This is a genomic window from Rhizobacter sp. (genome assembly GCA_019635355.1).
GTDB lineage: Bacteria > Pseudomonadota > Gammaproteobacteria > Burkholderiales > Burkholderiaceae_C > Rhizobacter.
In genome coordinates, this window is record JAHBZQ010000001.1 from 2335279 (window position 1) to 2357194 (window position 21916).

Genomic DNA, 21916 nt, shown 5'->3' on the forward strand with positions numbered 1-21916 from the left:
GCCCTCTTCAGCGTTCGTGAAGGCCTGCGGCGAGGAGGCCGTGGGCTCACTCCGCTTCGATCCGGGCCGCGCGGATCACCGCGCCCCAGCGGTCGATCTCGCGGGCCAGCAAGGCCTCCAGCTCGGCCGGCGAGCTGGCGGCCACGCGCATGCCGAGGCGCGCCAGCTTGTCACGCACCGCGGGCGAGGCCACGGCTTCGCGTGCGGCGCGGTTCAGCACCGCGATCACCGGCGCGGGCGTGCCGGCGGGCGCGGCCAGGGCATTCCACGAGGCCACGTTGTAGCCGGGCACGCCGGCCTCGATGGCGGTGGGCACCTCGGGCAGCGCCGGGTTGCGCCGGTCGGACGAGACGGCCAGCGCCTTCACCAGCCCGGCCTGCACCTGCGGCAGCATCGGCCCGAGGATCTCGAAGGCGAGGTCGATCTCGCCGCCGCGCAGCGCCGCCAGCACCGCGGGGCTGCCCTTGTAGGGCACGAGCGTGAGTTCGAGCCCGGCCACCGTCTCGAACATCTTGGCCGCAAGGTGCTGCGTGCTGCCGGGCGTGATGGTGCCCACATTGAGCCGGCCCTTGTGGGCCCGCGCGAAGGTGAGCACGTCCTGGAGCGACGCGAAGCGCGAGCCCGCCGTCACGAAGAGGCCGAGGTCGAAGTAGCCGAGCGTGCTGATGCCGGCGAAGCTCTTCTTCGTGTCGTAGGGCAGCTTCTTGAAGAGGCCCACGCTCACCGCGTTGCCGTTGCTCATGAGCAAGAGCGTGTGCCCGTCGGGCCGGGCCGACGCCACCGCCTGGCTGGCCACGATGCTGCCGGCGCTCGGCCGGTTGTCGACGACCACCGGCTGCCCGAGTTGCAAGGCCATCGACTCGGCCACGGCACGTGCGGTGATGTCGGCAATGCCACCGGGGGCGAAGGGCACGATGAGCGTGATGGGCTTGTCGGGAAACCTCGCCTGCGCGCGCACGAAGCCGGGCAGCGCCGCGGCGGCACCGAGGAGCGCCAGGGCGTGGCGGCGCGTCATGGGAGAGGCGGGGGTTTTCATGCGTCGGAGATGGGCAATTCTCTTCTCCTGGCTCAGAGCACCTGACCAAGTCGATCCAGGCCTTCTTCGGTGCCGCGCAGGCGCTGGGCGCGGTCTTCATGGCCATCGAGGTAGGCCAGTTGCTCGGTGTAGACCATGCGGGTGCCGCGCTTGACCGGCGAGAACTCCACCGTGACCAGCGACACCGAGAGCCGGCGCGCGTCGACGCTGATGTCGTAGGTGAAGACGATGCGGCGGGGCTCGGTGATGTCGAAGAACACCTTGTCGATGACCTGCAGGCGGCCGTCGGGGTGGCGCACCTCGTGGTGCTCGCGGCCGAGCGGGCGGAAGTCGAGGCTGTAGGCGGTGGTGTGCTCGGTGTGGCAATCGGACCAGGCGCGCTTCAGCTCGGGGTCGGCCCAGGCGCGGAACACCGCCTCGGGCGTGGCGGCGAATTCGCGTTCGATGATGAAGTCGGTGTGGGTCGCGGGCGTGTGCTTCATCGTTTGCCTTTCTCCTTCTGCGCGGCGAGGTAGGCCTCGAGCCGGTCGAACTGGGCGTTGAGCTGCACCTTGCGCTTGGCGACCCAGGCCTCCATCGCGTCGAGCGCCTTGGGCTCGATGGCGTAGGTGCGCACGCGGCCGGTCTTTTCAGACGCGACGAAGCCGCCGCGCTCCAGCACCGCGAGATGCTTCACCACCGAAGGCAAGGCGAGGCCGAGCGGCTCGGCCAGCTCCGACACCGAAGCGGGCCCGCGGCTCAGGCGCTCGAGCATGCCGCGGCGGCTGGCGTCGGCCAGCGCGAAGAACATGCGGTCGAGCCGCGCGGGGTCGGTGATGGCGCGCGTCATCTCAGGCGGTGGCCGGGTCGTAGAAGCGTTTGGCCAGGCCGGCGCGGCCCGGGTAGTACTTGAAGAAGGGCTTCGCCTGCTCGATGGTGCGCGCGACCGACGGGCGTGCCATCAGGCGCTCGACATAGTGGGCCAGGTGGCGGTGCTCGGGCGGCGGCGCGACGTAGGTCACGGCGTAGAAGAGCGAGGGTGCGGCGGCGCAGTCGGCCATCGTGAAGGCCTCGCCCGTCACCCAGGTGCGGCCGGCGAGCTGGCGGTCGATCAGGCCATAGGCCATCAGCAGCTTGGCCTTCGCCTCGGCCACGTGGATCGGGTCGCGATCGGCCTCGGGGCGCAGCAGGTCGCTGGTGTGGGCCTGCATGGGCGTCATCACGTAGAGGTCGAAGAGGCGGTCCCAGAGGCGCACGTCGAGCGCGGCGTCGGCCTCGTCGGGGATGAGTCGGCGCCCGGGCTGCGCATGGCGCTGCAGGTACTCGATGGCGATGCTGGTCTCGGGCACCACGCGGCCGTCGTCGACGAGCAGCGGCATCTTGCCGGTGGGCCAGAGCGCGACGAAGGCGGCGCGCTCGGCCGGGTCACCGAGGTTGACCAGGCGCCTGTCGGCCTCGATGCCCAGCTCGTCGAGGGCGATCAGCAACTTGTGGCAATACGACGAGAGCGGGTGGTAGTGCAGCGTGAGCGCCATTCGATGAGACCTCTTGAAACTTTCCTGATTCGGAAACTATAGAGGCCTTGGTGGAATGGCGCAAGACGGTTTCCACCTCGGCTAAGTTTTTGGAGTGAGCGGCAGGGCCTGCTCGCTGCGCTGCGGCCATGCGAAATTTCCGCCGCCCAGGTGATGCAGCGTGTGCAGCTCGGTGTTGTCGTCGCGGAACGACCAGCGGCCCCGGTCGAAGACCCGCGCATCGGCCGCGGCCCACACCACTTCGGCGGAGCAGGTGTCGTAGGCGTCTTCGGTGTGCGCCTCGGGGATGAGGCGGCATTCCATCCAGGCGACCGCGTCGGCCGCGAGCGGCAGGCCGAGCACGGGGCCGTTGAAGCTCGCGATGCCGTAGTGCTCGAACTTGTCGCTTACCTCACGGCCCGAGACGGTGCCGACGGCGTAGGTCTCGTTCAACAATGCACGCCCCGGCAGGCTCACGCTGAACGCACCGCTCGCCGCGATCAGCTCACGGGTGTAGGTCTTCTTGTCGATGACGATGGCGATGCGCGGCGGCGTGAACTCCACCGGCATCGACCACGCCGCGGCCATCAGGTTGCGCCGCCCGCCGTGGGCGCTGCCCACGAGCACGGTGGGGCCGTGGTTGATGAGGCGGGAGGCGTGGTGCAACTCGACGGTTTGTCTCATCCGACGAGTCTAGGCCGCTGCGCCCACGCACGCTCGAAGAGGGCATTCAGCTCGCCCTGCGGCACCTGCCCGTCGGCATAGCCCACGGTGCCCTGCTCGCGCAGCTCGAGGGCCGCCCGCCGCACGAGGCCGAGGGCCGCGCGTGCGATGGAGCCGCCCACGCTGATGCGCTTCACGCCCACGTCGATCAAGGCCTTGGCGCTGGAGGCCGACTCGTTGAGCCCCACCACGAGGTTGAGCGGGCCCGTGAGTTCGCGCACCAGCGTGCGGGCGCGTTCGGCATCGGCCACGCCGGGGGTGAACACACAGTCGGCACCGGCCGCGAGGAAGCGGTTGCCGCGTTCGATGGCCTGGTGCAGGCCTTTGTCGCCCCCGTGCTGGAACACATCGGTGCGGGCGTTCAGCACGAAGGCTTTTCCGGAAGCGCGCACCGCCGCGTGGGCCGCCGCGATGCGCGCCACGGCCTCGGCCTCGTCGAAGAGCTGGCCGGTGACGCGGTCGGTGTCTTCGATGTTGCAGCCGGCCGCGCCGGTGGCGATGGCGAGGCGCACCGACTCGGCCACCTGCTCGGGCGTGTCGCCGTAGCCGGCTTCGAGGTCGGCGTTGACCGGCAGCGGGATTGCGGCGGCGATGTGGCGCACGGCATCGAGCGTTTCGTCGCGGGTGACGGCGAGGCTTGCGTTGCGCACGTTGAAGTCAGGCTTGCCGAGCGAGAACGCAATGCCGGCGCTGGTGGTGCCGATGGCGGCGAAGCCGGCCTCGGCCAGCAGCACGGCGGTGCCGGCGTCCCACGCGTTGGGCATGACGAAGCCGCGTTCGGCGCGGTGCAGGTCGAGGAAGGCGAGGCCGGGCTCGGGTCGGGTCATGGCGGGCTCCTGTTGTGATGGGATGGCGCGATCGTCGGCCTGGCGCATCTGTGCGTCAAACGCATAATATTTCTCCAAATCATCGAAAACTTGCATTCATGGATTCCGACGCCCTGGCCACGTTTCTCACGGTGCATCGGCGCGGCGGGGTGTCGGCCGCGGCCGAGGCGCTGTCGCGCACGCAGTCGGCGATCAGCCGCCGTCTCGCCCTGCTGGAGCAGGAGGTGGGCGCCCCACTCTTCGAGCGCATCGGCCGCGGGCTGGTGCTGAGCGAGGTTGGCGCCGCGCTGCTGCCCTACGCCGAGCGGGTGGGCGCAGCCATCGGCGACGCCGAGGCCGCGGCCGAAGCGGCGCGCTCGGGCCGGGGCGGCACGGTGCAGGTGGTGACCGTGGGCACGCTGGCCGACGCGTCGCTTGCCGCAGCGCTGCAGCGCGCGAGGGCGCGTCAGCCCGGCCTGGACCTGCGCCTGCAGACGGCCACCAGCGCCGAGGTGAGTGCACAGGTGCGCTCGGGCGCCGCGTCGATCGGCCTGCGCTATTTCGACGACCCGGGTGCCGACCTGGAAAGCCGCGTGGTGCACACCGAGCGCCTGGTGGTCGTGTGCTCACCCTCGCACCCGCTCGCCGGCAAGCGGGTGAAGTCGCTCACGCTCCTGGCGAAGGAGCGCTGGCTCGCGTTCCCCGCGCCCGAGCGGCGCTCGGAGGCGTTTGCCACGACCGTGTTCGCCCAGTTCACCACCCGCGGCATCGAGGCGCTCGACTGGATCGCCATCGACAGCCTCACCGCGCAGAAGCGCATGGTGCAGGCCGGCTTCGGCCTTGCACTCCTCCAGGCGAGCGCCGTCACCGAGGAGCTGGCGAAGGGCGAACTCGCCGTGCTGAAGGTCGATGGCCTCGACGTGAGCGTGCCGGTGGTGCTCGTCACGCGCCAAGGCGGCTACCTGAGCGGCGGCGCGCAGGCGGTGCTGCGCGAGTTGACGCGGCGGGGTCGCTAGGCGCGCAGCCTCGCACCGGCCCACTGCCCGGCATCGACGAGGGTGCGCACCACGTCACCCACCACCCCCCGCGCGGCGAGCGCCGCGGGCGAGAGTTCTTCGTCCGACAGGCTGGCGAGCAGGCTGCGGCGCTGCGCCCCGGCGTCGGCGATCTTCAGCACCTGCAGGGCCTCCTGCGGCACGCGGGCGGTGGCCGCGCCCGGCTGCACGGTGGCGGCCCAGCCGGTGCGCACCGCGTCCATCAGGATCGCCAGGCCGTCGATGTCGGCCACGATGCGCGGCTTGCACTTCGCACGCGCGAAGGCCTGCTCCACCACGGCGCGCAGGCCGTGCGTGCCGCTCGGCATCACGAGCGGCAGGCTGGCGATGTCTTTCAGGCGCACCTGCTTGCCACGCGGCATGCCGGGCAACGATTTCGCGCCGATCAGGTACAGGCCTTCGTCGAGCAGGGGCGCCACGCTGAAGCGTGGTGTCGCCTCCGTCTCGAAGAGCACCGCGAGGTCGAGCTGGCGGGCGGTGAGCATGGCCGACAGGTTGCCCGAGAGGCTCTCGACCAGGTGCAAGCGGATCTCGGGGTAGCGCTCGCGCATCGCCTGCATCAGCGGCAGCGCCAGCACCGACGCGGTCGACGGCGCCAGGCCCACGCTCACCTGCCCGGCGAGGCGCTGCTGCCGCGCGGCCAGCGCCGCCTCGTCGGCATGGCGCACCGCCAGCTGCGCCTGCCGCCAGAAGGCGAGGCCCGCATCGGTGGGCGTCACGCCCGTCGGGCTGCGTTGCAGGAGCCGCGTGGCGAGCTCACCTTCCAGCCGGCTGATCTGCTGGCTGAGGGCCGAGGTGACGACGCCGAGGTCGGCCGCCGCACGGCCCATGCTGCCCAGTTCGACGACGCGGATGTAGTAGCGCAGTTGCCGCAGTTCCATGGGCGGCATGTTCGCATGCACGCGAGGCCCCCGGCCTCACCCCGCCAGCATGCGCACCTTCTTCATCGCCAGCGACGCCGCCGCGTTGCGCGTCTCGACGCCGAGCTTCTCGAACACGTGCTCGAGGTGCTTCTTCACCGTGGCCGGGCTGCTGCCGAGGATGTCGCCGATGTCGCGGTTGGTCTTGCCCTTGACGACCCAGTACAGCACCTCGGCCTCCTTCATCGTGAGCTTGAAGGCCTGCAGCAGCGCTTCGACGACGGCGGCGTCGGAGACCTCGCGCAGCACCATCAGCCAGTCGTCGTCGCTCGTGCGCTCTTGCAGCGAGAAGACGAGCTGGCGTTGCTGCTGGCTCACGGTGCGCGTCACGGTGAGGGGCTGACCTTCGCGGCCTTCGTCGGCCAGGGCCGATTGCTCGCCCAGCCACTGCAGCAACTCGGCGGGCACCTGGCCGGGGTCGACAGCGAAGTAGGCGTGCATCAGCTGGCGCGCGAGCGGTGTCTGCCACACGGCCTTGCCGCTCATGCGATCGTTGCTCACGTGCACCGCCATCGTGGCGTGGCCGAAGGCGTCGAGCGCGTTGCGCGCCTGCCGGGCCTGGCGCGCGCTCTGCATGTGCGCGGCCATGCGCGCCAGCACTTCCTGCGGGCGGATGGGCTTGGTGACGTAGTCGGCGCCGCCCGCGCCGAAGGCGGCCACCACATGCTCGGTGTCGGTGAGGCCGGTCATGAAGAGGATGGGGATGTGCGCGGTGTCGGGGTCGGCCTTCAGGCGGCGGGCGACCTCGAAGCCGTCCATGCCGGGCATCACCGCGTCGAGCAACACCACGTCGGGCACGGTCTGCGCGGCGCGCTGCAGTGCGGTCTCGCCGCTGGTGGCCACGAGCACGGTGTAGCCGGCTTCGTCCAGCGCGTCGTGCAGCAGCGAGAGGTTGTCGGGCACGTCGTCGACGATCAGCACCACATCGCTGGCGGTGCGGTCGGGCAGACGCGCGGTGTTGTGGTCAGAGGGTGGCGGGGTCATTCAGCGCTCGGCGCACCAGGGTGCTCATCGCATCGAGTTGGAAGTTGCGCGCCAGGCCGCGCAGGTGGGCCACGAAGCTGGCGCAGGCGGCATTGTCGCGCTCGATCTCGTCGAGCTTCTTCACGATGCCGCGGAAGTAGCCGAGGTGGATGAGCTCGTCGAGCGCCTTCAGTTGCGCTTCGTCGGGCAGCACCCAACTCGCCGGAGCGGGTGCGGCGCCCAGTTCGGCTTCGCGCGGCGCTTCGAGCCACTCGAGCTTCAGGCGCGAGCCGAGCCAGTCGAGCAACTCGTGCACGCGCACGGGCTTCAGCACGAAGTCTTGCGGGGTGATGCCGACGTCGTTCTCCAGGTCCTTGTCGAAGGCGTTGCCGGAGACGATGGCGATGGGCGCGTCGCTCAGGTGCTGCGCACGGATGGCGCGGATGGTGGCCCAGCCATCGATGCCGGGCATGGCGAGGTCCATGAGGATCGCGTGCGGCCCGAAGCCGGCCACCACCTCCAGCGCCTCGTGGCCGGACGCCGCCTGCATCAGCTCGAAACCGAGCGGCTGCAGCACGGTGGCGAGCAAGGAGCGGTCGACCTCTTCGTTGTCGACGATGAGGATGCGGCGGCGCTCGCCGCGGTAGCCGGTGCGCGTGGTGCGCGGCACTTCGAGCGCGGCCACGGCGCCGCGCGCTTCGGGCAGGAAGAGCTTGATGCGGAAGACCGTTCCCACACCCAGCGTGCTCGTCACGGTGAGTTCGCCGCCCATCAGGTCGGTGAGCATCTTGGCGATGGTGAGGCCGAGGCCCGTGCCGCCACTCGTGGTCTCGCTGCCGCGCGCGAAGGGCTCGAAGATGTGGGTCAGCTCCTCGGGCGCGATGCCGGGGCCGGTGTCTTCGATCTCGAAGACGGCCATCTCGCGCGCGTAGCGCAGGCGGAAGACGACGCGACCGGCCTGCGTGAACTTGACCGCGTTGCCCAGCACGTTGATGAGGATCTGCCGCAGGCGCTTCTCGTCGGCGCGGACCACTTCGGGCATCACCTCACCGAGGTCGGCGCGGAACTCGATGCCCTTGCCCGCGGCCTGCAGCTCGAACATGTGCACCAGTTGCTGCACGGCCTCGCGGAAGCGCAGCGGGCGTGGCTCCAGGCGCAGCTTGCCGCCCTCGATGCGGGCGATGTCGAGCGTGTGTTCGATGAGCGAGAGCAGGTGGTCGCCGCCGCGGCGGATCACGCTCACCGCTTGCCTCCGATGGCTGGGGATGGACGGGTCTTCTTCCAGCAGCTGCGCGTAGCCGAGGATGCTGTTGAGCGGCGTGCGCAGCTCGTGGCTCACGGTGGTGATGTAGCGGCTCTTCGCCTGGTTGGCGAGGTCGGCGGCGAGCTTGGCTTCCTGCAGCTGCAGGTCGGTCTGGCGGTGCGAGTCGATCTCGCGGCGCAGCGCGAGCGTCTGCTCGTGCGCCGCCTGCGTCTGGCGGTTGGACTCTTCCTGCGCCACCTGGCGGCTCTTGTGCGTCAGCACCAGCCACCACGCCACGATGCCGCTCACCAGCAGCAGCGCGGCAAAGGCCTTGATGAAGCCGAGCTTCAAGGCGGGGCCGAGCGTGTCCATCATCTCGCCGAGGTTGCGCAGCTCCTGCTGGTAGAGCAGCGCGAACACCCCCGCGAGCAGCGGCACCACGATGGCCATCACCAGCAGGTAGTGGCCGAGGCCGGTGTCGATGTAGGGCCACACCCGCTGTGGCAGGAGCTTGCGCAGGGCGCGCGACCACTGCGAGGAGAGGCGCGCTTCGGGCTTGCAGAGGTCGTTGCAGCGCGCGTCGAGCGAGCAGCACAGCGAGCAGATGTTGCCGAGGTAGGCGGGGCAATGCGCGAGGTCGTCGGATTCGTAATCGCGCTCACAGATCACACACTGCTGCAGGCCGGTGAAGAGGCCTTTCGACTGGCGGGCGATGTAGTAGCGGCCCTTGGTTGCCCATGCGATGAGGGGAGACACGACCATGGCGGTGATGAGCGCGATCAAGGCCGAGAACGCCTCGGCGAGCGGGCCGAACATGCCGAGGTACGCCGCGATGGACAGCACCGAGGCCGCCCCCATCGCGCCCACGCCGACCGGGTTCACGTCGTACAGGTGCGCGCGTTTGAACTCGATGCCGGGTGGCGACAAGCCCAGCGGCTTGTTGATCACTAGGTCGGCCACCACGGCCATGATCCAGCTGATGGCGATGTTGGAGTACAGGCCCAGCACGCCGCCCAACGCGCGGAACACGTCGAGCTCCATGAGCATCAAGGCGATCAACGTGTTGAACACCACCCACACCACCCGCCCCGGGTGGCTGTGCGTGAGGCGCGCGAAGAAATTGCTCCATGCCAGCGAACCGGCATACGCATTGGTGACGTTGATCTTCAGCTGCGAGACCACGACGAACACCATCACCGCCGCCACCGCCCAGCCCGGCCGAGAGAACACGTATTCGTAGGCGGCGAGGTACATCTGGTTCGGGTCGACCGCGCGGTCGGTGGGCACCGAGTGGCTGATGGCGAGGTAGGCGAGCAGCATGCCGCCCAGCATCTTCACCACGCCGGGGATCACCCAACCCGGGCCGCCGATCAACACCCCGGCCCACCAGCGCTTGCGGTTCTGCGGCGTCTTCTCGGGCATGAAGCGCAGGTAGTCGACCTGCTCGCCCATCTGCGTCATGAGCGCGATGCCCACCGTCATCGCGGTGCCGAAAAGATAGAGGTTGAACTGCGTGCCGTCGGCGCCGCCCACGGGCGCGCCGCCATAGTGGGCGATCTCGTTCAAGAGGTTCGGGTTGTGCCAGAAGACGAACACATACGGCACCACCAGCATCACGAGCCACAGCGGCTGCGTCCACACCTGCAGGCGGCTGATGGCCGTGACCCCGTGCGTGACGAGCGGGATCACCACCACCGCGCAGATCAGGTAACCCCACGCGGGCGGGATGTCGAAGGCCAGCTCCAGCGCATAGGCCATCACCGCCGCTTCGAGCGCGAAGAAGATGAAGGTGAAGCTCGCGTAGATGAGCGAGGTGATGGTCGAGCCGATGTAGCCGAAGCCGGCGCCACGGGTCAGCAAGTCCATGTCGAGACCATGCTTGGCGGCGTAGATGCTGATCGGCAGGCCGGCCAGGAAGATGATCAGGCCGGTGGCAAGGATGGCCCAGAAGGCGTTGAGGAAGCCGTACTGCACGAGCAGCGTGGCGCCCACCGCTTCGAGGATCAGGAACGACGCGGCGCCGAAGGCCGTGTTGGCCACGCGCATCTCCGACCACTTGCGGAAGGCACGCGGCGTGAAGCGCAGCGCGTAGTCCTCCATCGTCTCGCGTGCGACCCAGCTGTTGTAGTCGCGGCGGACCTTCACCACGCGCTGCACGGCGTCACCTCGCTGCACCGATTCGGTGCCAGCGGCAGGTGCCACGGCGGGCCCGAGGGGAGGCATCGGCGGGTCCGATGGGGTGGCAAGCTTCATGCGTTGACTAGGCGCAAGCACCATGCCACCAGGCATGTCTGCGCCCTAAGATGCGGCACTTTTCTCGTCACTGCTCGCCCTGCGCACCATCATGGAACTGACTCCACGCGAAAAAGACAAGCTCCTGATCTTCACCGCGTCGCTGCTCGCCGAGCGCCGCAAGGCCCGCGGGCTCAAGCTCAACTACCCCGAAGCCGTGGCGATGATCAGCGCCGCCATCATGGAAGGCGCGCGAGACGGCAAGACCGTCGCCGCGCTGATGAGCGAGGGCAAGACCGTGCTCACACGCGACGACGTGATGGACGGCATCCCCGAGCTGATCCCTGAAATCCAGGTCGAAGCGACCTTCCCCGACGGCACCAAATTGGTGACCGTGCACCAACCTATTGCATGACCGCTGGAGCCCCCACATGACCCGTCTTGCCGCTTTCATCTCACTGGCCCTCGCGGCCCCCGCCTTCGCCCACGACGGCCACGGCCCCACCGGCTCTCACTGGCATGCCACCGACACCTTGGGCTTCGTCGTCGTGCTGGCCCTGGCGGGCGCGGCCATCTGGTTCAGCCGGAGGAAGTGATGACGCCCGGCGAGCTCTTCACCGACGGGCCCGACCATGTGCTCAACGCCGGCCGCCGCACCGCCACCCTCGTGATCGAGAACACCGGCGACCGGCCGATCCAGGTCGGCTCGCATTACCACTTCGCCGAGACCAACGCAGCCCTCCGGTTTGACCGCCAGGCCGCGCGCGGCATGCGGCTCAACATCGCCTCGGGTACGGCGGTGCGCTTCGAGCCGGGGCAGCAGCGCACGGTCGAGCTGGTCGACTACGCCGGCGAGCGCAAGGTGTATGGCTTTCGCGGCCTGGTGCAGGGCGCGCTCTGATCTCATCCTTCCAAGAACAACGACATGGCAACCATCACAAGACGCGCCTATGCCGAGATGTTCGGCCCCACCACCGGTGACCGTGTGCGGCTGGCCGACACCGGCCTGATCGTCGAGGTGGAGAAGGACTACACCCTCGCCGCCGGCACCTACGGCGAAGAGGTGAAGTTCGGCGGCGGCAAGACCATCCGCGACGGCATGGGCCAGAGCCAGCGGCTCGCCAAAGACGTGGCCGACACGGTGATCACCAACGCGCTGATCATCGACCACTGGGGCATCGTCAAGGCGGACATCGGCCTCAAGCACGGCCGCATCAGCGGCATCGGCAAGGCCGGCAACCCCGACGTGCAGCCGGGCGTCGACATCGTCATCGGCCCGGGCACGGAGATCATCGCGGGCGAAGGCCACATCATCACCGCCGGTGGCATCGACACGCACATTCACTTCATCTGCCCGCAGCAGATCGAGGAAGCCTTGATGAGCGGCGTGACCACCATGCTCGGCGGCGGCACCGGCCCCGCCACCGGCACCTTCGCCACCACCTGCACGCCGGGCCCGTGGCACATCCACCAGATGCTGAAGGCGGCCGAGAGCTTCCCGATGAACCTGGGCTTCCAGGGCAAGGGCAACGCGAGCCTGCCCGGTGCGCTGGACGAGCAGATCGAAGCCGGCGCGTATGGCCTCAAGCTGCACGAGGACTGGGGCACCACGCCCGCGGCCATCGACAACTGCCTGTCGGTCGCCGAGCGGCACGACGTGCAGATCACCATCCACACCGACACGCTCAACGAGTCGGGCTTCGTCGAAGACACCATCGCCGCGTTCAAGGGCCGCACCATCGCGACCTTCCACACCGAAGGCGCGGGTGGCGGGCATGCACCCGACATCATCAAGTGCGCGGGCCTCTCGAACGTGCTGCCCTCGTCGACCAACCCGACGATGCCGTACACGGTGAACACCATCGACGAGCACCTCGACATGCTGATGGTGTGCCACCACCTCGACGCGTCGATCGCCGAAGACCTGGCGTTTGCCGAGAGCCGCATCCGGCGCGAGACGATCGCGGCCGAAGACATCCTGCATGACGTGGGCGTGTTCTCGATGATGTCGAGCGACAGCCAGGCGATGGGCCGTGTGGGCGAGGTGATCATCCGCACCTGGCAGACGGCCGACAAGATGAAGCAGCAACGCGGCACGCTGCCCGAAGACAACGCGCGCCACGACAACTTCCGCGTCAAGCGCTACATCGCCAAGTACACGATCAACCCGGCCATCACGCAGGGCATCTCGCACGAGGTGGGCTCGGTGGAAGTGGGCAAGCTCGCCGACCTGGTGGTGTGGAAGCCGGCGTTCTTCGGCGTGAAGCCGTCGCTGATCCTGAAGGGCGGCGCCATTGCCGCCGCCGCGATGGGCGACCCGAATGCATCGATCCCCACGCCGCAGCCGGTGCACTACCGGCCGATGTTTGCAAGCTTCGGCGCAGCGATGAACGCCACCTGCGTGACCTTCGTGTCGCAGGCCGCGCTCGACCTCGGCGTGCCCGAGAACCTTGGCCTGCAGCGCCGCGCGGTGGCGGTGAAGAACACCCGCAAGATCACCAAGGCCGACATGGTGCACAACAGCGGCACGCCCAAGATCGAGGTCGACGCACAGACCTACGAAGTGCGCGCCGACGGCCAGCTGCTCACCTGCGAGCCGGCCACCGTGCTGCCGATGGCGCAGAAGTACTTTCTCTTCTGAGCTGAACCGCATCGCCGCCACGCGGGAGCGCCGCGGCGATTATTTCAACGCTGTCGCAAATCGTCGTGCCAGCGCGTGATCGACACGCGCTGGCAGCACGTTCAATGGGCGCCACAACAAGCGCGCCCACGCTCAGCCTCATGGCCGGGCCGGCGCATTCCAACCCAGCCAGAGGAGTGCCCCATGAACCTGTCATCCCCCACGTCGTTCCGCCTCACCCCCATCGCCGCATCGCTCGCGCTGCTGGCCACGCTCGCCGCCTGCGGCGGAGGTGGCGACGACGGCCCGAGCAGCAACAACGGCAACAACAACGTCAGCCAGGAGCAGGCGCAAGCCGCAGGCGTGAACAGCACCGTCATCCCTAACGACACCAGCGAGGCGATGGCCGTCGCCCTCAGCACCGCGCAGACCGTGGTGGCCGGTGGCCAAGCGAACAGCACCTACACCTGCCCCGGTGGCGGCACCGCCGTCTTCACCGCCACGGGCGCATCGCTCGCACTGCTCGGCAACCACCAGTTCGACAGCGGCGAGCAATACACCCTCACCTACACCCACTGCCGGGGCGCGCTCGGTGCCGCGAGCGTCAACGGCTCGCTCTCGCTCACGGTCAACAGCGCCTCGGGCAGCGACTTCTCCGTCAGCTCCGCCACCAGCAACGTGGTCGTCGCCCTGCCGCTGCGCACGGTGCGGCTGAACGGCAACTCGTCGCTCACCCACACCGTGGTGACGAACGGCAGCACGACCACCACCACCGACCACTGGACGACGCCGAACCACACCGCCACGGTGACCACCGGCGCCCACACCAGCACCTTCAGCTACTCAGGCGTCGACCTCACGCGCAGCGTGACCACCACGAACGGCGCCGTCACCGGCTCCACCTTCAGCGGCACGACCACCTATTCGTCGAACACGTTGCTCGGCCCGTTCACAGTGACGCTCGCCACCGTGGGCACCGCCACCTACGACGCCCTCGGCCGCCCCACCGACGGCACCTGGACGCTCACCCTGCCCTACAACGCGCTCACGCTCGACATCGACGGTGCGGCGAATCGGGTGACGCTGATGGTCGACCACGGCGCCAACGGCAGCATCGAGCACACCTTCACCTGGACGGTGAACCAGGCGCTGAACCAGGCGGGTTGATCGACGTCAACGACTCAAAGGCAGGCGCAGGCACACGAGGTGCCCTGCGCTCGTTTGCTCGAACGACAACTCGCCGCCCAGGCGCCGGGCCCCTTGGCGTGCGATGGCCAGGCCGAGGCCGGTGCCCGCCACGTGGCGGCTCGCATCGCCCCGCGCAAAGGCCTGCTGCAGGTGCTCACGATCGGCCGGCGCGATGCCCGGCCCCGCGTCGTGCACCTCGAGCACCGCATGCGGCCCCTGCGTCGTGAGGTTCACGCGCACCGGCGGCCGGCCATGCTTGAGCGCGTTGTCGACCAGGTTGGCCACCATGCGCTCGATCAGCAAGCCGTTGACACGATGGACCGGCAGCGCCTGCGGCGCCTCGACCGACAACTCGGCGGCCGGCCGGTCGGCGCGGGCCACCACGGCCCGCACCAGCGCCGCCACGTCGACCGTCTCGTTCAAGGGCAGCTCGCCGCTGCGCACGAAGTCGACGAAGCTTTCCACCAGCCGGTCGGCCACCTGCACGTTGCGCACGATGGCGGCGCGGCGGGTGGCGGTGTCGGCGCTGTCGGGCATCAGCTCCACCGCCATGCGGATGCGCGACAGGGGGCTGCGCAGGTCGTGCGACACCCCGGCCAGCAGCAAGGCACGCTCGCGTTCCTGCTGGCGCAGGTCGCGCAGCAGCTCGGCGTGCGCCGCTTCGATCTCGGCCACCTCGGGTGGCACCTGGGTGTCGCTCGTCACGTCACCGCTGCGGCCTTCGCGGATCTGCCGGCGCAGCCGCTCGAGCGGGCGCGTGAGCTTGCGGGTGAACGACCAGGCCGCCCACGCGAGCAGCGAGCCGCCCACCAGCGTGAGCAGCAGCAGCCGCCAGGTCCACTGTGGCTCCATCACACGGCCCGGCAGGCCATACCAGACGAGGCGCCCGTCGGGCCGCTCGATCTCGAGCCAGGTGACGCCGCCCTCACCCGCCGCCTCGGCCAGCGAGAAGGCCAGGCGCCGCACCACGATGCCCTGGGCGGCGAGTGCGCCGCGCAGCGCATCGACACGCGGCGCGATGGGCCACGACCAGATCACCGGCGTGGGCTGCGTGTCGCGCTGCACCAGCGTCACGCCGTCGGCGGCCGGCGGCGGCATGCCGGGCATGGCCTGCCGCAAGATGGGCGCCCACAGCTGCGCCTGCAGCACCGCCACCGTGCGGCTGCGCTCGATGTAGAAGACCAGGCTGAAGAGCGTGATCATGGCCGCGGCCAGCAGCAGCTGCAGCACGAAGAGCCGCATGAAGAGGCTGTCGAAGCGGCGCCAGGTCGGAGCGCTCATCGACGGTCCTCAGCCTCTCGGCACGAACACATAGCCCTCGCCGCGCACGGTGTCGATCCACTCCAGGCCGGGGCTGGCCTCGCGCAGCTTGCGCCGCAGGCGTGTCACCTGCACGTCGACCGTGCGGTCGAGCGGCTTGTAGCCGCCGGTCTGCACCGACTCGCTCAGCGCCTCGCGCGACAGCGCCTGGCCCGGCACACGCGCGAGCGTGACGAGCAGCTTGTATTCCACGCTCGTGAGCGTGACCACGCCGGCCGCGGCGGTGACTTCGCGCTTCACGAGGTCGATCACGAGGCCATCGAAACGCAGCACCGGCACCTCGGCGCGGCCCGGTGCCGTGCGGCGCAAGAGCGCACGCACGCGCGCCACCAGTTCACGCGGCTCGAAGGGTTTGGCGAGGTAGTCGTCGGCCCCGATCTCCAGGCCGAGCACACGGTCGAGCGGGTCGCCGCGTGCGGTGAGCATCACGAGGCCCAGGTGCGGATGGGCGGCACGCCAGCGGCGGCACAGGTCGTAGCCGTTGGCATCGGGCAGCATCACGTCGAGCAGCACCAGCTCGGGCTGCAGCTGCTGCAGTGCGCGCTCGCCGTCGCCGCCGGTCAGCACGCCATGCACCGCCCAGCCCTCACGCTGCAGCAGCTCGACCAGCATCTCGCCCAGCTCGGCATCGTCGTCGACCAGCAGCACCAGGGGCTTGCCGCCGCGAGGAAAAGGAGAGGCCGTGCTCATGGCCGGCCAGTGTAGGGGCGTGGTCGGCGCGACAGCGCCATGTTTCAGCGCTGTCGCAAATCGTCGCAGGCGGGTGGGGAACCCGCTCGGACAGAGGACATCAGGGGGTGCAGGTGACGACGATGTTGGTGGGCGTGCCGGTGGTGACCGTGCCGGGGCTGCCGCTGGTCACCGAACAGGTCTGACCGCCGGCCGGTTGCCCCTGAACACTCACGGAAAACGCCGTGCCGTTGGATTGAATGCCAGAGAAGGCGAAGCCGCCGCTGGTGTTCACGATCAAGTCCGTGGTGTTGCCGCTGGCCGTCAACGTCAACCGCAGCGTCACGTTCGCGCCACTTGCCAGGCCGACAACGGTCCCGCTGATGGACCCCGTCACGGCGCAGGTCACCAGCACATTCTCGACGTCATCGCCCTTCGAGTTGATCGTGCCGGTGTTGTTGGACGCAGTGCAGGTGGCACTGGCAGGGTTCGTCAGCACGGTGACGTTGTAGTCATCCCCATCGTCCAGCGTGTTGTTGAAGGTGAAGCGGCCGTTCTGCGTGAGGGTGAGGTTGTCCTTGCCGTTGTTCTGCAGGATCACGCTGGTGCCGGTGGGCAGGCCGGTGAGCGTGCCGCCCACGGTGGCAAAACCGAAGAACAAGCACCCGGTCAAGGCCAGGCTGGCAACCAGCACACTCGAAATGACGACAACGCGACGGCGCATGACTCTGTCTCCCTGAACGCCCGCTCTCGAAAACGGCAGGCAACGGCCAGAAGAATAGCCGAGTCACCCGCCGCCCGCCTCTGACTCAGGTCACCTTCCCCGTCGCCTTCAGCCGCTCGATCACCACCTTCTCGCGCGCCATCGTGTCTTCGGCGAACTTGCGGTACTGCTCGGGGCTCATGTAGAGCAGCTCCTGGTCGTAGCGGCCCATCACCTCGATGTGGTTGCTCATCTCGATGGCGCGCTTGAAGGTGTCGTGCAGCTTCTTCACGACGGCCGGGTCCATGCCCTTCGGGCCCACCAGGCCGTAGGGCGAGTTCTGCACGATGGGGATGCCCAGCTCGGTGAGCGTGGGCGCATCGGGGAATTTCTTGGCGCGGGTGCCACCCCAGGTGCACAAGAGGCGCAGCTTGCCGCTCAGCACGTGCGGGCCGAAGCCGATGCTGTCGGCCACCGCCATCACCTGGCCGCCGAGGATGGCCGGGATGATCTCGGCCATGCCTTTGTAGGGGATGTGGTTCATCTCGATGCCGAGGCGGTGCGAGATGTCTTCCATCGTGAGGTGCGGCGTGGTGTAGATGCCGCTGGTGGCGTAAGTGAGCTTGCCGGGATTCGCCTTCGCCCAGGCCACGAGGTCGGCCCAGGTCTTGAGGGGCGAATCGGCCGGCACCGCGATGCCGAACGAGTAGCCGGTGATGCCGATCACGTAGCTGAATTCGGTCACCGGGTTCCAGGTGATCTTCTGCGTGTAGGGCAGGCGGAACACGCTGATCGGCAGCTGCGCGAGCGTGTAGCCGTCGGGCTTGGCCTGCAGCAGCAGCTGGCCGGCCATCGTGCCGCCGCCGCCCGGCTTGGCTTCCACGATCACCGTCTGCCCGAAGAGCGGCGAAGCGTTGTCGGCCATCACCCGGAACATCGCATCGGTGGAGCCGCCGGCCGCAAAGGCGAGCAGCAGCTTGATGGGCTGGCTGGGGAAGCTGGCCTGCGCGTGCAGCGGCCCTGCGATGCTCGAGGTGGCGGCCGCGGCACTGGCGAATCGAATGAAGTCTCGGCGTTGCATGAAAGGCTCTCCAGTGAGGGGGATGCGCTGCATCTTCACACCCACCGAACAGCACGCCAGTGAGTGCTTCCCCGCAGCTGTTCCGCGCGGTGAAACAAGCGCGCTGCCGAGGGCGATACTCGTGTCATTCGCGCTTCGGAGATTCCCCATGTTGCACGACCTGCTGCCCCCGCTGCCGCTGCTGCTGGCCTTCCTCACGGCCAGCTTCATCCTCGCGATCACGCCCGGCCCGGCGGTGGTCTACATCCTCGCGCGCACGCTCTCGCAAGGGCGCAGCTCGGGGCTCGCCTCGGTGGCGGGCGTGGCACTCGGCAACCTCGGCAACGCCATCGGCGCGGCGGTGGGGCTGGCCGCGCTCTTCGCCGTCTCGTCGGCCGCGTTCACGGTGGTGAAGTGGGCCGGCGCGGCCTACCTCATCGTGATGGGCGTGAAGATGCTGCGCTCGGCCGGCGCCGCAACCACTGCGAGCAACCCGCAGGTGGAGCCGCTGAAACGCTGGCGCATCTTTCGCGACGGGTTTCTCGTCGCGCTGCTCAACCCGAAGACGGCGCTCTTCTTCGCGGCCTTCCTGCCGCAGTTCATGACCGCGCACGCATCGCCGCTCCTGCAAAGCCTCGCGCTCGGCGCGAGCTTCGTGGCGGTGGCGGCCTGCACCGATCTCTTCTACGTGCTTGCGGCCAGCCTCGTGGCGCCACGCCTCGGCCAGCTGGGCGCGCAGGCCCGCTGGGGCCAGCGGGCGGCGGGTGCGTCGTTCATCGGCCTGGGGCTGCTCACGGCCTTCTCGAGCCGCCCCGCCACGAAGTGAGCCGTCAGCGCTGCGGCGCGAAGGCGATCACGTGGTCCATGTCGAGCCGCACGCCGATGGCTTCGTGCAGGGCATGGTTGTGGTGCGATGGCACGAGCGCCAGCACCCGCGCGCCGCTCGCCAGCTGCAGCGTGTAGAGGATCTCGGCACCACGGAAGGCCTTGTGCTGCACGGTCGCGCGCAGCGGGCTGGCGTCGTCGTGCAGCACGTCGTCGGGCCGCATCAGCACCTGCACACGCTCGCCCGCCACGCAGGGCTGGCCGGTGTCGGCATGGCGCAGCGGCTCGGGTGACGACACCTCGCCCAGCTCGAAGCGCACGCGCTGCGGCGACACGACCTCGGCATCCACGAAGACCCCCTGGCCGATGAAGTCGGCGACGAAGCGACTGTTGGGCCGGTGGTAGAGCTCGTAGGCGCCGGCGATCTGCTGGATGCGCCCGGCGTTCATCACCGCGATCTCGTCGGCCATCGCAAAGGCTTCGTTCTGGTCGTGCGTGACGAACACGGCCGTGGTGCCCGAGGCCTTGAGGATGGCGCGCACCTCACCAGCCAGCTGCTCGCGCAACTCGACGTCGAGGTTGGAGAAGGGCTCGTCGAGCAGCAGCAGGCGCGGCTGCGGCGCCAGCGCACGGGCCAGCGCCACCCGTTGCTGCTGGCCGCCCGAGAGTTCATGCGGGTAGCGATCGGCCGCCGCGGCGAGGCCGACCGTGTGCAGCAGCGCCATCGCGCGGTCGTCGGCGGCGCGCTTGTCGGCCACGCCGAAGCCCACGTTGCGCAGCACCGTGAGGTGGGGAAAGAGCGCGTAGTCCTGGAACACCATGCCGATGCGGCGCTCTTCGGGCGGCACGTGGCGCTGCGCACTGCCCACCACCTGGCCGTCGATGCGCACCTCGCCGTCGCTCACCCGCTCGAAGCCGGCCACGCAGCGCAGCACCGTGGTCTTGCCGCAGCCCGACGGGCCGAGCAGGCAGCACACCGTGCCGGCGGGCAGCGTGAGGTCGAGTTCGCCGAAGGTCGGCTGTGCGCCGTAGCGGTGGCCGAGTCGGCGCAGTTCGAGGACGGGGGGCGGTGTGGGCTGCATGGTCGGCGGTGCGAGACAGGGGCGCACCTTACACTGCCCGCGGCCCGCCATGACCTCGATTCCGCTCTCCCACGCCCCGCATCCCACCCGCTGGCTGACCTGGTGGAGCCTCGTCATCGCCGCGGTGGTGGCGGTGCCGGTGGTGTCGGTCGCCATGAGCCTCTTCAACGCCGGCACCGGCGGCACCTGGGCCCACCTCGTGGCCACCCTGCTGCCCGAATACCTGCTGACGAGCCTCGTGCTCTGCGTAGGCGTGGGCGTCGGCGTGGCGCTGCTGGGCGTGGGCGCGGCGTGGCTGGTGACGCACCTCGACTTCGTCGGCCGCCGCCATTTCGAATGGCTGCTCGTGCTGCCGCTGGCGATGCCGGCCTACGTGATGGCCTACACCTACACCGACCTGCTGCAGTACGCCGGCCCGGTGCAGCGTGCCTTGCGCGAGGCCTTCGGCTGGAGCCGCGCCGACTACTGGTTTCCCGACGTGCGCAGCACCGGCGGCGCGGTGGCGATGTTCATCTGCGTGCTCTACCCCTACGTCTACATGCTGGCACGCACGGCTTTCCTCGAGCGCGGCGGCGGTGTGATGGAAGCCGGCCGCTCGCTCGGGCTGACGCCGTGGAAGAGCTTCCTGCGGCTGTCGATCCCGATGGCGCGGCCGGCCATTGCGGCGGGCGTGGCCCTCTCGCTGATGGAGACGCTGGCCGACTACGGCACCGTCTCGTACTTCGCGGTGCAGACCTTCACCACCGGCATCTACCGCGCCTGGTTCTCCCTCGGCGACCGCGCCGCCGCGGCACAGCTCTCGATGTGCCTGCTTGGCTTCGTGCTGCTGGTGCTCGCGATGGAGCGGGTGTCGCGCGGGCGCGCCCGCTACCACGGGCCCGGCCTGCGCCCGCAGCCGCCGCGCGGTGCACGCCTGCGGGGCTGGCGCGGCGCCTTGGCTTTCGCGGCTTGCTGCGTGCCGCTGCTGCTGGGCTTCTTCCTCCCCAGCGGGGTGCTGCTGCACATGGCGCTCACCGATGGCGATGCGCAGTTCGGCGCACGCTTCTTCGAACTCGCGCGCAACAGCCTCGTGGTGTCGGGCCTCACTGCGGTCATCGCGGTGACGCTGGCCCTGCTCGTGGCCTACGCACGCCGGCTCGACCCCGGCCCCATCGCCCGCAGCGCGCATTGGGCAGCTGGCATGGGCTACGCGCTGCCCGGCTCGGTGATCGCGGTGGGCGTGCTGATCCCGGTGGCGCGGCTCGACAACGCGCTTGCCCTCTGGCTGCGCGAAAGCTTCGGCTGGCAGGTCGGCCTGCTCATCACCGGCAGCATCGCCGCGCTGGTGTTCGCCTGCGTGGTGCGTTTCCTCACCGCTGCGCTGCAAACGGTCGACTCGGCCCTGCACCGCGTCACGCCGCACATGGACGACGCCGCACGCAGCCTGGGCCTCACCCCGGCGCGCACGCTGATGCGGGTGCACGTGCCGCTCTTGCGGCGTGGCCTGCTCACCGCGGCGCTGCTGGTCTTCATCGACGTGATGAAGGAGCTGCCGGCCACGCTCGTGATGCGGCCCTTCAACTTCGACACGCTGGCGACGCAGGCCTACCGGCTGGCGTCGGATGAGCGGCTGGCGGAGGCTTCAACCGCGTCGCTCGCGATCGTGGTGGTGGGGCTGCTGCCGATGATCGTGCTGTGTCGGCAGATTGCGAAGGATCGCGGCTGACGCACATGCCCGTTTGGGCCCTGCGGCTGAGCGGCAACGCGGGCGCAGGGGGAGGGGCTCCGTTCATGTCCCTTCTTGGTGAACGCTCCCGCGTTCACCAATTCATTCCTTTACTTCACTGCGTCCCTCCCCCTGCACCCGCGTTGCGACACGCACTGCCATATGAAGAAGGAGCTTGCTCAGGCCGTGCCGGCACGCGGTGGTGGGGTGCCGCATGGAGCGAAGTAAAGGAGGAGCGCGTGATCGCGGGAGCGATCACGCGCGGGGGACATG

The 21916-nt window shown here is 69.3% G+C and carries 22 protein-coding genes; 8 read left to right on the plus strand and 14 right to left on the minus strand.

The window, feature by feature from the left end:
• Positions 1 to 46 precede the first annotated feature (46 nt).
• The 6 genes from KF892_10415 to KF892_10440 form a co-directional block, all read right to left on the minus strand.
• A complete protein-coding gene (locus tag KF892_10415; GenBank protein ID MBX3625415.1) occupies positions 47 to 1036 on the minus strand; it encodes a tripartite tricarboxylate transporter substrate binding protein in 990 nt (329 codons plus the stop codon).
• A 32-nt stretch (positions 1037 to 1068) separates the two neighbouring features.
• Positions 1069 to 1518 carry an SRPBCC family protein gene (locus KF892_10420; GenBank protein ID MBX3625416.1) on the minus strand — a complete coding sequence of 150 codons (450 nt, stop codon included), beginning with the start codon at positions 1516 to 1518 and terminating at the stop codon, positions 1069 to 1071.
• Positions 1515 to 1865 carry a winged helix-turn-helix transcriptional regulator gene (locus KF892_10425; GenBank protein MBX3625417.1) on the minus strand — a complete coding sequence of 117 codons (351 nt, stop codon included), beginning with the start codon at positions 1863 to 1865 and terminating at the stop codon, positions 1515 to 1517. The genes KF892_10420 and KF892_10425 overlap by 4 nt, the downstream gene beginning before the upstream one ends.
• Position 1866: 1 nt before the next feature.
• Entirely contained in the window at positions 1867 to 2550 is a 684-nt protein-coding gene (locus KF892_10430) for a glutathione S-transferase family protein (GenBank protein ID MBX3625418.1), read from the minus strand.
• Positions 2551 to 2631: 81 nt separating this feature from the next.
• Positions 2632 to 3213: a flavin reductase family protein gene (locus KF892_10435; protein ID MBX3625419.1), complete on the minus strand. Its 582-nt coding sequence runs from the start codon at positions 3211 to 3213 to the stop codon at positions 2632 to 2634.
• Entirely contained in the window at positions 3210 to 4079 is an 870-nt protein-coding gene (locus KF892_10440; GenBank protein MBX3625420.1) for an isocitrate lyase/phosphoenolpyruvate mutase family protein, read from the minus strand. Before KF892_10440 ends, KF892_10435 begins: the two co-directional genes overlap by 4 nt.
• Before the next feature lie 98 nt (positions 4080 to 4177).
• Here KF892_10440 and KF892_10445 point away from each other — a divergent pair, with 98 nt between their 5' ends.
• Complete coding sequence (locus tag KF892_10445) at positions 4178 to 5074, plus strand: LysR family transcriptional regulator (GenBank protein MBX3625421.1); 897 nt, start codon at positions 4178 to 4180, stop codon at positions 5072 to 5074.
• On the opposite strand, the gene KF892_10450 is transcribed toward KF892_10445, so the two are convergent.
• From KF892_10450 to KF892_10460, 3 genes are read right to left on the minus strand one after another with little or no spacing between them, the layout of a single operon-like run.
• On the minus strand, positions 5071 to 5994 hold the full coding sequence (locus KF892_10450; protein ID MBX3625422.1) for a LysR family transcriptional regulator: 924 nt from the start codon (positions 5992 to 5994) through the stop codon (positions 5071 to 5073). The two genes, KF892_10445 and KF892_10450, sit on opposite strands and share 4 nt — an antisense overlap.
• A gap of 36 nt (positions 5995 to 6030) precedes the next feature.
• The gene (locus KF892_10455) at positions 6031 to 7017 is read right to left on the minus strand and encodes a response regulator transcription factor (protein ID MBX3625423.1); all 987 of its coding nucleotides are present in this window, start codon (positions 7015 to 7017) and stop codon (positions 6031 to 6033) included.
• Positions 6998 to 10462, minus strand: a complete 3465-nt coding sequence (locus tag KF892_10460; GenBank protein ID MBX3625424.1) for a response regulator — start codon at positions 10460 to 10462, stop codon at positions 6998 to 7000. Before KF892_10460 ends, KF892_10455 begins: the two co-directional genes overlap by 20 nt.
• A 121-nt stretch (positions 10463 to 10583) precedes the next feature.
• Between KF892_10460 and ureA the strand changes: the two genes are divergently transcribed.
• The 5 genes from ureA to KF892_10485 all read left to right on the plus strand — a co-directional run bounded on the left by ureA (position 10584) and on the right by KF892_10485 (position 14258).
• Positions 10584 to 10886 carry an urease subunit gamma gene (ureA, locus tag KF892_10465; GenBank protein MBX3625425.1) on the plus strand — a complete coding sequence of 101 codons (303 nt, stop codon included), beginning with the start codon at positions 10584 to 10586 and terminating at the stop codon, positions 10884 to 10886.
• Between the two features lie 16 nt (positions 10887 to 10902).
• Positions 10903 to 11067, plus strand: a complete 165-nt coding sequence (locus KF892_10470) for a hypothetical protein (GenBank protein ID MBX3625426.1) — start codon at positions 10903 to 10905, stop codon at positions 11065 to 11067.
• Positions 11067 to 11372, plus strand: a complete 306-nt coding sequence (locus KF892_10475; GenBank protein ID MBX3625427.1) for an urease subunit beta — start codon at positions 11067 to 11069, stop codon at positions 11370 to 11372. Before KF892_10470 ends, KF892_10475 begins: the two co-directional genes overlap by 1 nt.
• Positions 11373 to 11396: 24 nt before the next feature.
• A complete protein-coding gene (ureC, locus tag KF892_10480) occupies positions 11397 to 13112 on the plus strand; it encodes an urease subunit alpha (GenBank protein ID MBX3625428.1) in 1716 nt (571 codons plus the stop codon).
• Between the two features lie 183 nt (positions 13113 to 13295).
• The gene (locus KF892_10485; GenBank protein MBX3625429.1) at positions 13296 to 14258 is read left to right on the plus strand and encodes a hypothetical protein; all 963 of its coding nucleotides are present in this window, start codon (positions 13296 to 13298) and stop codon (positions 14256 to 14258) included.
• 6 nt (positions 14259 to 14264) lie between these two features.
• Here the strand turns inward: KF892_10485 and KF892_10490 are convergent, their stop codons facing one another.
• The 4 genes from KF892_10490 to KF892_10505 all read right to left on the minus strand — a co-directional run bounded on the left by KF892_10490 (position 14265) and on the right by KF892_10505 (position 18052).
• Positions 14265 to 15560 (minus strand): hypothetical protein, encoded by a 1296-nt coding sequence (locus KF892_10490; GenBank protein MBX3625430.1) that lies wholly within the window; start codon positions 15558 to 15560, stop codon positions 14265 to 14267.
• Positions 15561 to 15569: 9 nt separating this feature from the next.
• Positions 15570 to 16289 carry a response regulator transcription factor gene (locus KF892_10495; GenBank protein ID MBX3625431.1) on the minus strand — a complete coding sequence of 240 codons (720 nt, stop codon included), beginning with the start codon at positions 16287 to 16289 and terminating at the stop codon, positions 15570 to 15572.
• A 100-nt stretch (positions 16290 to 16389) separates the two neighbouring features.
• Positions 16390 to 16992: a hypothetical protein gene (locus KF892_10500; protein MBX3625432.1), complete on the minus strand. Its 603-nt coding sequence runs from the start codon at positions 16990 to 16992 to the stop codon at positions 16390 to 16392.
• 85 nt (positions 16993 to 17077) lie between these two features.
• On the minus strand, positions 17078 to 18052 hold the full coding sequence (locus KF892_10505; GenBank protein MBX3625433.1) for a tripartite tricarboxylate transporter substrate binding protein: 975 nt from the start codon (positions 18050 to 18052) through the stop codon (positions 17078 to 17080).
• A 151-nt stretch (positions 18053 to 18203) separates the two neighbouring features.
• Between KF892_10505 and KF892_10510 the strand changes: the two genes are divergently transcribed.
• The gene (locus KF892_10510) at positions 18204 to 18857 is read left to right on the plus strand and encodes a LysE family translocator (protein ID MBX3625434.1); all 654 of its coding nucleotides are present in this window, start codon (positions 18204 to 18206) and stop codon (positions 18855 to 18857) included.
• 4 nt (positions 18858 to 18861) lie between these two features.
• On the opposite strand, the gene KF892_10515 is transcribed toward KF892_10510, so the two are convergent.
• Positions 18862 to 19989, minus strand: a complete 1128-nt coding sequence (locus KF892_10515) for an ABC transporter ATP-binding protein (GenBank protein MBX3625435.1) — start codon at positions 19987 to 19989, stop codon at positions 18862 to 18864.
• On the opposite strand from KF892_10515, the gene KF892_10520 reads away from it, so the two are divergent.
• Positions 19988 to 21643: an iron ABC transporter permease gene (locus KF892_10520; GenBank protein MBX3625436.1), complete on the plus strand. Its 1656-nt coding sequence runs from the start codon at positions 19988 to 19990 to the stop codon at positions 21641 to 21643. The genes KF892_10515 and KF892_10520 overlap by 2 nt on opposite strands.
• The last annotated feature ends 273 nt before the right edge of the window (positions 21644 to 21916 follow it).

Coding starts and splice junctions, on each gene's coding strand:
- KF892_10415 (MBX3625415.1), bottom strand. CDS start 1,036: ATGAAAACCCCCGCCTCTCCCATGACGCGCCGCCACGCCCTGGCGCTC.
- KF892_10420 (MBX3625416.1), bottom strand. CDS start 1,518: ATGAAGCACACGCCCGCGACCCACACCGACTTCATCATCGAACGCGAA.
- KF892_10425 (MBX3625417.1), bottom strand. CDS start 1,865: ATGACGCGCGCCATCACCGACCCCGCGCGGCTCGACCGCATGTTCTTC.
- KF892_10430 (MBX3625418.1), bottom strand. CDS start 2,550: ATGGCGCTCACGCTGCACTACCACCCGCTCTCGTCGTATTGCCACAAG.
- KF892_10435 (MBX3625419.1), bottom strand. CDS start 3,213: ATGAGACAAACCGTCGAGTTGCACCACGCCTCCCGCCTCATCAACCAC.
- KF892_10440 (MBX3625420.1), bottom strand. CDS start 4,079: ATGACCCGACCCGAGCCCGGCCTCGCCTTCCTCGACCTGCACCGCGCC.
- KF892_10445 (MBX3625421.1), top strand. CDS start 4,178: ATGGATTCCGACGCCCTGGCCACGTTTCTCACGGTGCATCGGCGCGGC.
- KF892_10450 (MBX3625422.1), bottom strand. CDS start 5,994: ATGGAACTGCGGCAACTGCGCTACTACATCCGCGTCGTCGAACTGGGC.
- KF892_10455 (MBX3625423.1), bottom strand. CDS start 7,017: ATGACCCCGCCACCCTCTGACCACAACACCGCGCGTCTGCCCGACCGC.
- KF892_10460 (MBX3625424.1), bottom strand. CDS start 10,462: ATGCCTCCCCTCGGGCCCGCCGTGGCACCTGCCGCTGGCACCGAATCG.
- ureA (MBX3625425.1), top strand. CDS start 10,584: ATGGAACTGACTCCACGCGAAAAAGACAAGCTCCTGATCTTCACCGCG.
- KF892_10470 (MBX3625426.1), top strand. CDS start 10,903: ATGACCCGTCTTGCCGCTTTCATCTCACTGGCCCTCGCGGCCCCCGCC.
- KF892_10475 (MBX3625427.1), top strand. CDS start 11,067: ATGACGCCCGGCGAGCTCTTCACCGACGGGCCCGACCATGTGCTCAAC.
- ureC (MBX3625428.1), top strand. CDS start 11,397: ATGGCAACCATCACAAGACGCGCCTATGCCGAGATGTTCGGCCCCACC.
- KF892_10485 (MBX3625429.1), top strand. CDS start 13,296: ATGAACCTGTCATCCCCCACGTCGTTCCGCCTCACCCCCATCGCCGCA.
- KF892_10490 (MBX3625430.1), bottom strand. CDS start 15,560: ATGAGCGCTCCGACCTGGCGCCGCTTCGACAGCCTCTTCATGCGGCTC.
- KF892_10495 (MBX3625431.1), bottom strand. CDS start 16,289: ATGAGCACGGCCTCTCCTTTTCCTCGCGGCGGCAAGCCCCTGGTGCTG.
- KF892_10500 (MBX3625432.1), bottom strand. CDS start 16,992: ATGCGCCGTCGCGTTGTCGTCATTTCGAGTGTGCTGGTTGCCAGCCTG.
- KF892_10505 (MBX3625433.1), bottom strand. CDS start 18,052: ATGCAACGCCGAGACTTCATTCGATTCGCCAGTGCCGCGGCCGCCACC.
- KF892_10520 (MBX3625436.1), top strand. CDS start 19,988: ATGACCTCGATTCCGCTCTCCCACGCCCCGCATCCCACCCGCTGGCTG.
- KF892_10515 (MBX3625435.1), bottom strand. CDS start 19,989: ATGGCGGGCCGCGGGCAGTGTAAGGTGCGCCCCTGTCTCGCACCGCCG.